Genomic DNA, 10,981 nt, shown 5'->3' with positions numbered 1-10,981 from the left:
TAAAAACCGAGTACGGAGTCGTTTTGTTCTACTGGGATGCGATGGACTTCTAAGACCGTGCCAGTGCGAGCATCGGCTAAAAACTCATAGGTGACCAAGGTTTGGTCTTCTATACGTGAAATACCGCCAGCGTAGACTTCTGTTCGAATCGCAAACTTCCGAAAAGGTTGCTTTTGAAATTGAATCCAAGATCCTTCAATCGGTCCTTCCTTTAAAAAAGCCAGTTTTACTTCATCAAGTACTTCATCTGCAGATTGATTGCTACGTTTTTTAGCCCAAATCGTCGAGACGATACCGCTAAATAGACCAATCCCGATACCAACAGCTAATCCATCAGTAAATAATGAGCGTGTTTCTTTTTCAACAGACATCTTGTCAGCTCCTCTCAACACAACGATTGTATTTGCTCTAGTTTACCATAGTTTTTCGCTGAGGAAGAGAAATAATCTCCAAAACCTTTTTTGAAAAGTAATTTGAGTTATAATAAGGACGAATCATTCAATTAAAGGAGGCGAATTGGCACTAGCCAATCAAAGCATGGAAGAAAAAACCTTTCAACGAATCAAAGAACTAACAGAACTACAAGGGACGAGTGGATTTGAGCAAGACATTCGCTCCTATATGCGCAATGAATTGACGCCTCTTGTGGATGAAGTCCAACAAGATGGTTTAGGTGGCTTATTTGGTATTCGTCACCATAAAGAAGTGGATGCACCACGAGTGATGGTCGCTGCTCATATGGACGAGGTTGGCTTTCTACTGACAGAAATTACCGCACGCGGTTTGTTTAAAGTGGTACCACTAGGAGGCTGGAATCCGTATGTGGTCTCAGCCCAGCGCTTTACCTTAAAGACTAGTCAAGGGGATTACCCATGTATCTCTTCCTCAGTACCGCCGCATTTACTACGAGGAACGAGCGGCCAAAAGTCACTAGAAGTGGCAGATATTTTATTTGACGCTGGCTTTGAGTCGAAAGAAGAGGCCGAATCTTTCGGTGTCCGTCCAGGAGACACCATCGTACCAAAAGTAGAAACCATTAAGACAGCCAATGGCAAGAGAATTATCTCAAAATCTTGGGACAATCGCTATGGTTGTGCAGTGGTCTTAGAAGCCTTGGAAGTATTGCAAAAGGAATCTTTGGGTCACACATTGATTGCAGGTGCCAATGTTCAAGAAGAAGTTGGGTTACGTGGATCAAAAGTAGCGGCAACAAAATTTAAACCAGATCTTTTCTTCGCAGTCGATTGTTCAGCGGCCGATGATACCATCACGACAAATGGCACATTTGGTCACCTCGGAGAAGGCACATTGTTGCGTATCTTTGATCCAGGATTGATTATGTTGCCAACGCTGAAAGAATACTTGTTAGACGTTGCTAGTACACATCATATTCCTTATCAATATTTTGTATCCAAAGGTGGCACTGATGCTGGAGCAGCCCATGTAGCCAATGAAGGAATTCCAAGTAGTGTGATCGGTGTCTGTGGTCGCTACATCCATACTCATCAAACGATGTTTAGCATTCGTGATTTTGATGCGGCGAGAGAAATGTTAATCCAAACACTCAAAGGCTTAGACCGCTCGACAGTCGATACCATCGTCAAAGGTAAATAACTTTTGTTGAAAAGAATTGTCTGTATGAAACGCAAATGAGCAAAAGAAAAAAAAGAGTATACTACGAAAAGAAGGTGAACATATGATTATTCCAGAAAGTCTTGAAGAGTTAGCTAGCTACGTTGAAAAAGGGAAAAATGTTTTCTTTTTTACGGCAGATTGGTGTGGCGACTGCCGCTACATTCATCCAAGTATGCCAGAAATTGAAGCGATGTTTCCTGATTATCAATTTATCGAGGTAAATCGTGACAAATACATGGACGTAGCCAGCAAATGGGATATTTTTGGTATTCCAAGCTTTGTCGTGATTCAAGACGGCAAAGAATTAGGCCGCTTAGTCAATAAAGACCGCAAGACGAAAGCTGAAATCGCGGAATTTTTAACCCATCTTCCAAAAAATTGAGAAAAGGTGACGACAATGGAACAAAGATATCAAACAATTTTAGTTGGAGTAGATGGCTCTTCTCAAGCAGAAGATGCATACAAAAAAGCAGTTGAGGTCGCACGTCGGAACAATGGCCGCGTCGTTGTAGCGTATATCGTGGATCAACCAATGTCTTCATTTATGGGCTATGCACCATTAAATGAATCCGTCTTGGATCATGAAAAAGAAATGGGCAGTACCTTGTTGGAAGAATTAGAAAACTACGCGAAGTCTGTTGATTTCACAAATGTCGAAACAGTCTTAGCATTTGGCTCTGCGAAGCAAATGATTGGGAAAGAATTGCCAGAAAAATTTGATGCCAACTTGATTATGGTCGGTCAATCAGGCTTAAATGCCGCTGAACGCTTTATTACAGGAAGTGTCGCAAACTACGTCATACGTGAAGCACGTTGCGATGTGTTGATCGTTTCACCTAAGGAAGAAGAAAAATAATTCGCTATTTGTCTTGATTACGAGATTGGAGCAAAGAAGTTCTTTGTGAAAGTCTGGTAATCAAGGCTTTTTTTCGTTTTCGTCCAATGCTACACTAGACTTGAAAGAAGTGAGCAGATGTCTTTTTACAGCGTAGAATTTTTAAAAAACCAAGCGACGGTCAATGACCTTTTTAAATACGGATTATTATTTGTCGTACTTGGACTATTACTTTTGGTATTTAGTCTTTATATGAAGCATCGTTTGCAGACAAAATATCGTGATCTAAGTATTATTTTCTTTTTGATTTTATTATTAATCACCGGCATTCAATTTTCAAACTATGAGTCCAATCGTAGTCAACACACTGGCATTTCCACAATGGTGACATTCGTGCAACGAGTCGCACATATGAAACACGTCTCTGAAGATGAAATCTATGTGAACAACACACAACTTGTCGATGAATTATTAGTGAAAATTGACGACAGCTATTATCGAGTCGACTTGAGCCAAGATGGACAGTCATTTACATTAGCAAAAACACAGCTGGTAAATACAGATATTGTGCTTGTTACACAGTAGAGAGGAGACAGCTATGCAATTTTATACGCCAATTTTTATCAAATTTGCTTTAGGTATTTTATGCCTGATTGTGCAAATTAATTTATTAGGCAAAGGCAACTTAGCGCCGACATCCGCCATCGATCAAATCCAAAACTATGTTCTCGGGGGCATTATTGGCGGGATTATTTACAATGATACGATTACGGTATTGCAATTTGTGCTCGTATTAATTATTTGGACATTACTTGCATTTATTCTTAAATTTATTAAAGAACACAATCGCTTCATCAAAATGCTAGTCGATGGCAAGCCAATGACCCTTATTCAAAATGGGGAGGTACAGGTGGACGTTTGTTTAAGTAATGGCATCTCGGCCAATGATTTGATGTTTAAGTTACGCTCAAATGGTATTTATGAAATTAGCCAAGTGAAACGGGCAATCTTGGAACAAAACGGTCAATTAACCATTATTGAATTTGGCGATGAAAATTTGCGCTACTCGATCATTGTCGACGGTCTTTCGAATACAGACGTGTTAGAATTAATTGACAAAGATGAAGAATGGTTGATTTCACAAGTGCAAAAACAAGGCTTTGAGACGATGGGTGCAGTCTATCTGGGGGAATATATATCCGGTCTCTTGCATCTATATGGTTATACCCAACCGAGTGCAACACAAGACAAGCAGGCAAAAAACTAAAAATTCTTTCATCAACCAAGCTGAATCACAAAAAATTTGGTAAGATAGAAAGCGTATGAAAACTGAGGAGGAACAAACGTGATTTTTGCATATAACAAAGAATACGTCGGTGACACATTATTGATTGTACTAGCTGACGATCGTGGAATGAAACAACAAGTGCAACGTCAAGGAAATGTCGCTAAATTAACAACAGAAGACGGCCGCACAATTGGCTGGAATCTATTTGCCATTTCTGAAAAAATGACTATAGAAGGCAACGGCCAAGTAACGCTGACAGATGCTCAATTAGCTACCATTAATGAACTCATTCAAGAAGCTGGCTTTTCAGAAACAGTCGTCAAAGATGCTGAACCAAAATTTGTCGTGGGCTATGTACAAGAGTGTGAAGCTCATCCAGATAGTGATCACTTGTCGATTACCAAAGTAAAAGTCGATGAAGGCAAAGTGCTCCAAATCGTATGTGGTGCGCCGAATATCCGTAAAGGACTAAAAGTCGTCGTCGCCAAACCAGGTGCAATGATGCCAGATGGTCTACTTATTTGGCCAGGAGAACTACGTGGTGTAGCGAGTGCAGGGATGATCTGCTCCGCAAAAGAATTGCAACTGACGAATGCGCCTAAAAAAAGAGGCATCTTAGAATTGCCTCAAGATGCCGAAACAGGGTCGGCATTTAAGTAAAAAAAAGCGTTTAGCTCCGAATAACAAGTCGGGCTAAACGCTTTTTTTACTGTTTGTTTTATTCACCAGAATTAGATGAGGATGAACTACTTTGATTCAATATCGATTGATCGACAGTTAATTCAACTGTCACTGTTTTTTCTTTTGATTCACGATAGAATGTAATCTTCATCGTATCACCGACTGATTTGGCATAAAGTGCTGCTCGTAATTCCGTCGTGCTAGTGATTTCTTTGCCGTCAATCTTTGTAATGACGTCATATTTTTCTAAGCCGGCTTTTTCAGCAGGAGTGCCGTTTGCCACATTTAAGATGACGACACCTTGTTTCACAGTGCTTGGTACTTTTAGAATTTCTTCTTGTTGTTCACTCGAAATCGATCTCAAGTCATACATGGAAACGCCTAAAGCAGGTCGAGTAATTTTACCATTTTTTTCCAATTGATTAATAATTGTGACGACATCATTACTAGGAATAGCAAAGCCCATTCCTTCAACACTTACACCAGAACTTGAAGAAGATGAACTTGCAATCTTACTTGAGTTAATCCCAACGACTTGGCCTTCAATGTTAATCAGTGGGCCACCAGAATTACCAGGATTGATCGCGGCATCGGTTTGGATAGCGTTGATACTAACGGCTTCCCCTTCATCATTGGTACTAGTTACTTGGCGATTTAAGGAAGAAATGATTCCTTCTGTTACTGAATTTGCGTATTCAGATCCTAATGGAGAACCAATCGCAATCGCAGGTTCACCAACTTTCAAGGCAGATGAATCACCAAACGTAGCGACTGTTGTGACTTTACTTGAAGAAATCTTTAAGACAGCCAAGTCAGTATAAGAATCTGTCCCAACAAGCGTAGCGGTTACTTTCGTACCATCAGCTAAGACAACTTGTAGTTCCTTTTGACCTTCAACAACGTGATTATTGGTTACGATATAGGCAGTGTCACCAGACTTTTTGTAAATGACACCACTACCTTCACTGGCAATCTCAAGCGTACTATCATTGGAAGAACTATTGCTCTCATCAGATCTAAATAATCCACCCAATTGATCATTACTTGAAGTGCTTTGCAAATTAATGATGGATACAACGGCATCTTGGACTTTTGAGACAGCCGTTGTTACATCGCTCGTCACATTATATGTTACATTGCTGACAGTTGTTTTGCCTGAGCTAGTAGTGGATGAAACACTTGATGTTGAGCTACTGGATTGATTGCCATTTGCGATATAATACAACCCACCAAAACTTAACGCACCACCGACAACACCACTAAGTAGGCTAATACCTATTTTTTTAACTAGTGAAGAAGATTTGGTTTTCATATTGTTTCCTCCCATATGGATAACTTACTAATAGTATAAGCTTATTTTCATTTTTAGTCTACTGTGAGAATTTGAAAAAAATATGAAGAATTGTTGCTGAAATGCGGTTAATTTAATGAAAAACCTTCGAAAGATTATCCACCATTCACGTGGATAACTATGTGGATAGTATGGGATATGTCGACCATAGTTATCCACAGAAATGTGCATAACTCATGGAATCTGTGGATACAAACGGGTGTTCTTACAAAAATAAGCGAAATAACAACCTTTTATAAATAAAATCAGCAATGTTTTTAGCCAGAAAATTCAAAACCTGTGGAAAAGTTGTGTATAATAAGAAAGTAAAAGAAAGGCGGATACAATGAACATCAAAATAATCTCTGTCGGAAAATTAAAAGAAAAGTATCTCATAGCAGGCATCAATGAATACGCCAAGCGCCTAAGCGGCTATGCAAAAATCCAATTAATCGAAGTATCTGACGAAAAAGCACCCGAAAACTTAAGCCAAGCCGAAATGATCCAAGTCAAAGACAAAGAAGGCGAGCGCATCTTAGCCAAAATCAAAGACCAAGAATACGTCTACGCATTAGCCATCGAAGGAAAGAACCCATCCAGTGAAGCCTTCGCCCAACAACTAAACCAACAAACGATCCAAGGGAAAAGCAGCTTTGTCTTTGTCATAGGTGGTTCACTAGGACTTAGCCAAGCCGTCATGAAACGTAGCGATGCCCAAATTTCATTTGGAAAAATGACCTACCCACATCAACTCATGCGCCTCATTTTAGTCGAACAAATATACCGTGCCTTTCGGATTATTAAAGGCGAACCGTATCATAAATGATGAGGTTTTTGGATATACGGATGTTGATTTAGAGCGATTCTTGATTAGGATCACAGGATAAATTGATACGGGTGTGTTTGTTGATAGGGAAAACAGGGGGTAATATGAGACTATTTTTGAAGTATTTATTGATAAGTAGTTTATTTTTTGGAGTGGGATTTACTGGATTATTTGTTTGACCTGAGTCATTGATGATATCATCGAACAGTCATGTATTAAGCTTCTAAATGCTTGTTTACCGCGTTTTTCTTGATGTCCATTAGGTTTTCGTTTCCCTTTCATCGGTAAATCAGAGCAGTCAAATATACCAGTTTTAAACATTCTATAAAGGGTACGGACAGAACAACCAATAGGGAACACGGCCCGACCAATAATCACATCCGTAGACCACCCTTGAACAACTTTTTTCCGAATGTAACTTACTTGTTCTGCTGGTAAAACGATGGAATGTCTTCTACATTTCGCCCATTTTTTCTTGTAATTTTGGTAGTATTCTAATGCAGTGTGACCATCCTTAAAGTAAACGCAAACATTGTAGATTGTTTGTCTTGAACGTTTCAACATCTGAGATGTTTTCGCAACCGGTTCATGGGCTTTCATATAAGCATCTATCATAACGAGCCGTCTGGTGTAAGATGGGTATAGATCATTTGTATCCACTCCGTATAATTCTTTCGACGGAACTATCTTGAGTGTAGCACAAAATGACTTTTTTATTTGGCTAGCTTAATTTTACAATCGGCGATATTTAAAAAAATAATATGTTTCAACTGAAATTTTAAATATATCTCATACTCATAAAGACCTAGCACCCATACTCGGGTGCTGGGCTTATTTTTGTCTATCAGAGAGAGTCTTGATGATGTTTGATAATAGCAGAAACGATGCATGACTAGAAGAGTAAATCCAAAGTTTAGTCATAAGATTTAGTTAGATTATTGGTGATTAATTGATTAAAACGCCCATGACATATTACAGTAAGGACTATTCTTATTTAGCTTTATTTTGTTTATTTTTTGCCCTTTTAGCTATGTTAGAATACATAGCTACACCAAATTCTATCACCTTGTCTATTTTATCTGGATTCTCTTTAAAATAAGATAATATTATTTTTAAGGCTTTTTTTAATATATCAGATTTAGCCATCTTATTTAGCCTCCAATTTTTTTATGATTTTTTTAAGTACCAGACGTTTAAAGCTTAATTTTTTAGTCTTTTTTAAATCTTCTTTTGCTAAATGAATAGCTAATTCTTTTTCTGATAAGTCAGGTGATTCATTTAGTATTTTTTCAGCTCGATCTAATCGTTTATCAGCAAAGTGACTAATCTCAGATTTTACAGTGGATACTTCTTTTTCACTTAAATTTGGAATATATAAATCTGGTAAATTATTTTCATTTTTTTTCTTCATAAATAAAACCTCCATTTTTTTATAGATGCTATTCTTCAATAAAAATTCTCTGTTGACTACCATCGTCTAATAATAAGAAATCTGAATTTTTAGTAGGTAATGTTTTTAATTCTTGAAGTACTTTAGGAATATTAAGTTGATTTTTAGAAAGAGATATAGTGCTTTTTATAGAAGTATAATTATTATTTAATAATAATTCTTTTTTTCTTAATTTTGATAATTTCAGTTCTTTGCTTATTTTTTTAGTACCTGCAACTGCTCCTAAACCAATAAAACCAGATAGGTAAAAGGTTCCAGTAGTAGCAGCGAGTTTTCCAAAACTTTTTTTCTTTTTTTTAGTTAGTTTCGTAACTTCATTTTTTATAGATTGTAAAAATGAATTATATATATGATTGTTCTTTTTTGTAGAATTGTTATAGAAACTAGACTGATAGTGTTTTTCAAGTTGTGAAATTAATTCTTCAATAAGTAAAGAGTCATCACCGCGCTTCATTCTAATAAAAAGTTCACTTAACTCACACATCAAAGAGTAAATACTTGCTTGATTAGCTATTTCAGTTGTCTTATTTAAATTTAAAATAAATTGGTCTAAATCATCTAATTTTTTTTCTATAACATTTTCTTTAGAAAATCTATCTAAGCGATTTATGTACTCTTTTTCAATATTATCAGCATCTTTTTTATAATCGCGAATAGTTGCAATATCAGAATCATCAAAAGTAGTTCTATTAGAGATATCTGCTAAGCCCGAGCGAATGGTTTGTAACTCTCCAATGTTTTCATCATGATGTAGTTCAATCAGTTCAGATAATTTTGAATTAATACTAGTCAATTGACTGTTAATTTTATTTAGATAATACGTTCCTGATATCATTGACATTGCTTGCATACCAATAGAAAGTGCCATAGCAGGATTTAGATTTAGATGTAATCCAACTTCTTTAAAACCAGCGTGTTCAACAATTTTACCATTTTTTCTAATGATAGTTGAGGTTAGTCCATTGCTAAGTTTAGATAGTGTTTCGGGATTAGTAGTTGCTGAATATAAGCCGTTAGGAGCTTGACTAGCAATTTTTGATAAAGATAATATTTGATTACCAATTTGTAGCCCAGTTTGAGCAATACCACTTGTAATCATACCTTTGTTAGATATCTTTATTTCTTTATATTTTTTAAGTCTTAATAAGTCAATATCTTGATCCATATCTACAGCTGAAAAAGTAAGATGATCACCTTGTTTATTTACAATCGCTATTTCAGAGTTAGCTTTAATTTCATTAAACATTTTAACAACCTTCTTTCCTGAATAATTCATATATTCTCTTCGAATGCTCACAAATCGCTTAACAATAAGCAAAACACTCATTTTTCATTTTTACCCATTAGGTGATGAAAAAAGAACTTCGTTCTGTTATGTTAAAGGTGCTTAAACCAACCAAAAGAAAGGAGTTTTTCTGATGACTAGTTTACATGACAATCAAAATGTAATTCAATTCAACGATGATAATTTCATACACAGGTGGTTGCTTATCCAGTGATTCAGGGTTAGTTCTAATGAAGGAGTTAATGGATACTCCTCAATTTTCAAAACTAGCAAAGCATTTCCTTCACATAGAGGACAAGCGCAATTATTATACACATGATAACGTGGAAATATTGGAACAACTTATCTTGCAATTGATTAGTGGTTATTCGCCTGATTCTTCAGCAAATATTTTAAGACAAGACCCTGTATTTCAAGCTATTTTAGGTAAGAAGCAACTAGCCTCTCAGTCCTCACTTTCTCGTTTTTTCGATCGTTTTATGGAGAAAACTATTCATCAATTGCAAGCGTTAAATCAAGCATTGGTAAATCAAGTACGTTTTGATTCGCAATAACACCGAATTAGTGATTGACATTGATTCCACTCACTCCGATACATTTGGACGTCAAGAACAAACAAATTACAATGCACATTATCAAACCTATGGGTATCATCCGCTAGTTGCCTTTAATGGACTAACTGGTGACTTTTTAAAAGCAGAACTACGTCCAGGAAATCAATACACCTCGAAAGGAATAAAAGCGTTCATTGAACCATTGCTATCTCATTATATTGAAGAATTACCTACTACAGATATACTCGTACGTGGTGATAGTGGGTTTGCAACACCAGAGGTGTATGAACCTTGCGAGAATACCAACTGTCACTACGTCATTCGATTGAAAAATAATAACAAGTTAAGCCAGTTGGCAGAACAATTTGTTCAATACGATGACAATCAAAAATGGGATGAACAAGAGGTATATTATTTTTCTTCCTTTTACCAAGCACAATCTTGGTCAAAACTTCGTCGTGTCTGCATACGATCGGTTCGTGAGAGTGGTGAACTTCTCTTTCATCACGCATTCATTGTGACCAATTTATCCGAAAATGTCTCACCTAAAGTTGTCTTCTCTCTTTATGAAAAACGAGGAACGATGGAAAATTTTATCAAAGAAGCCAAAACGGTTTTCTTTTTTGACAAGACAGATAGTCCACGTTTTGTAGAAAATCATACGAGAATGATGATAAGCGTTCTTGCTTACAACCTTGTTAATTTTTTAAAAAAGATTGCATTCAAAAAAATAGACCAAGGAATGACTATCCAGACGATTCGTTTACATTTTCTTAAAATTGCTGGAAAGCTTGTTCAAACAGCCAGAAAAATATACCTTAAATTACCAAGCTATCATGTTCAACAAAACGAATTCTATGCAATTTTCAGGCGCCTAAGGCGGTGTCAATAAATCCTTCCTAACCTTAGAAAAAAAGGATGAAAAATCAAAGGGGTGGAGTCTGCCCAAAAACTGAATTGATTTTCACTTTAATAGCAATAGACAAGAAAAGTAGTACGAAAAATTAAATGTTGTTAGAAATAGAGAGAGAATTTAAAAAACTCACATTTTTTAAATAGCTATTCAAAAAAATTAAAGCTATGAATTATTCAGGTTT

At 36.5% G+C, this 10,981-nt stretch carries 11 protein-coding genes and 3 pseudogenes; 8 read left to right on the top strand and 6 right to left on the bottom strand.

Going from position 1 to position 10,981, the window contains the following annotated elements:
• Window positions 1-371 (bottom strand): hypothetical protein (locus HMPREF9088_RS12100; protein WP_007209077.1); only part of this gene is annotated, 371 nt, incomplete at its 3' end.
• Window positions 372-537: 166 nt separating this feature from the next.
• On the opposite strand from HMPREF9088_RS12100, the gene pepA reads away from it, so the two are divergent.
• The 6 genes and pseudogenes from pepA (at window position 538) to ytpR (ending at window position 4,418) form a co-directional block, all read left to right on the top strand.
• Window positions 538-1,614 (top strand): glutamyl aminopeptidase, encoded by a 1,077-nt coding sequence (gene pepA, locus HMPREF9088_RS09730; RefSeq protein ID WP_007209076.1) that lies wholly within the window; start codon window positions 538-540, stop codon window positions 1,612-1,614.
• Between the two features lie 52 nt (window positions 1,615-1,666).
• Window positions 1,667-2,017, top strand: a pseudogene (locus HMPREF9088_RS09725) (thioredoxin family protein); the annotation flags it as partial.
• A 15-nt stretch (window positions 2,018-2,032) separates the two neighbouring features.
• Window positions 2,033-2,491 (top strand): universal stress protein, encoded by a 459-nt coding sequence (locus HMPREF9088_RS09720; protein ID WP_007209074.1) that lies wholly within the window; start codon window positions 2,033-2,035, stop codon window positions 2,489-2,491.
• A gap of 117 nt (window positions 2,492-2,608) precedes the next feature.
• Complete coding sequence (locus HMPREF9088_RS09715; protein WP_007209073.1) at window positions 2,609-3,055, top strand: DUF3290 domain-containing protein; 447 nt, start codon at window positions 2,609-2,611, stop codon at window positions 3,053-3,055.
• Between the two features lie 13 nt (window positions 3,056-3,068).
• Window positions 3,069-3,737: a DUF421 domain-containing protein gene (locus HMPREF9088_RS09710; protein WP_007209072.1), complete on the top strand. Its 669-nt coding sequence runs from the start codon at window positions 3,069-3,071 to the stop codon at window positions 3,735-3,737.
• 78 nt (window positions 3,738-3,815) lie between these two features.
• Window positions 3,816-4,418 carry a YtpR family tRNA-binding protein gene (gene ytpR, locus HMPREF9088_RS09705; RefSeq protein ID WP_007209071.1) on the top strand — a complete coding sequence of 201 codons (603 nt, stop codon included), beginning with the start codon at window positions 3,816-3,818 and terminating at the stop codon, window positions 4,416-4,418.
• Window positions 4,419-4,476: 58 nt separating this feature from the next.
• On the opposite strand, the gene HMPREF9088_RS09700 is transcribed toward ytpR, so the two are convergent.
• Entirely contained in the window at window positions 4,477-5,766 is a 1,290-nt protein-coding gene (locus HMPREF9088_RS09700; RefSeq protein ID WP_007209070.1) for a S1C family serine protease, read from the bottom strand.
• Between the two features lie 349 nt (window positions 5,767-6,115).
• Between HMPREF9088_RS09700 and rlmH the strand changes: the two genes are divergently transcribed.
• On the top strand, window positions 6,116-6,595 hold the full coding sequence (rlmH, locus tag HMPREF9088_RS09695; protein WP_007209069.1) for a 23S rRNA (pseudouridine(1915)-N(3))-methyltransferase RlmH: 480 nt from the start codon (window positions 6,116-6,118) through the stop codon (window positions 6,593-6,595).
• Between the two features lie 207 nt (window positions 6,596-6,802).
• Here the strand turns inward: rlmH and HMPREF9088_RS09690 are convergent.
• From HMPREF9088_RS09690 to HMPREF9088_RS09680, 4 genes and pseudogenes are all read right to left on the bottom strand, one after another.
• Window positions 6,803-7,245 (bottom strand): annotated as a pseudogene (locus HMPREF9088_RS09690) (transposase); the annotation flags it as partial.
• A 340-nt stretch (window positions 7,246-7,585) separates the two neighbouring features.
• The gene (locus HMPREF9088_RS11975) at window positions 7,586-7,741 is read right to left on the bottom strand and encodes a hypothetical protein (RefSeq protein WP_007209067.1); all 156 of its coding nucleotides are present in this window, start codon (window positions 7,739-7,741) and stop codon (window positions 7,586-7,588) included.
• A 1-nt stretch (window position 7,742) separates the two neighbouring features.
• Window positions 7,743-8,006: a hypothetical protein gene (locus HMPREF9088_RS09685; protein ID WP_040366975.1), complete on the bottom strand. Its 264-nt coding sequence runs from the start codon at window positions 8,004-8,006 to the stop codon at window positions 7,743-7,745.
• Window positions 8,007-8,034: 28 nt separating this feature from the next.
• Window positions 8,035-9,291 carry a hypothetical protein gene (locus tag HMPREF9088_RS09680; RefSeq protein WP_040366973.1) on the bottom strand — a complete coding sequence of 419 codons (1,257 nt, stop codon included), beginning with the start codon at window positions 9,289-9,291 and terminating at the stop codon, window positions 8,035-8,037.
• Between the two features lie 172 nt (window positions 9,292-9,463).
• Here HMPREF9088_RS09680 and HMPREF9088_RS09675 point away from each other — a divergent pair.
• A pseudogene (locus tag HMPREF9088_RS09675) lies at window positions 9,464-10,776 on the top strand (IS1380 family transposase).
• Window positions 10,777-10,981: the final 205 nt, after the last annotated feature.

The organism is Enterococcus italicus DSM 15952 (assembly GCF_000185365.1).
Taxonomy (GTDB): Bacteria; Bacillota; Bacilli; order Lactobacillales; family Enterococcaceae; genus Enterococcus_G; species Enterococcus_G italicus.
This window is presented reverse-complemented; position numbering and strand designations above follow the sequence as displayed.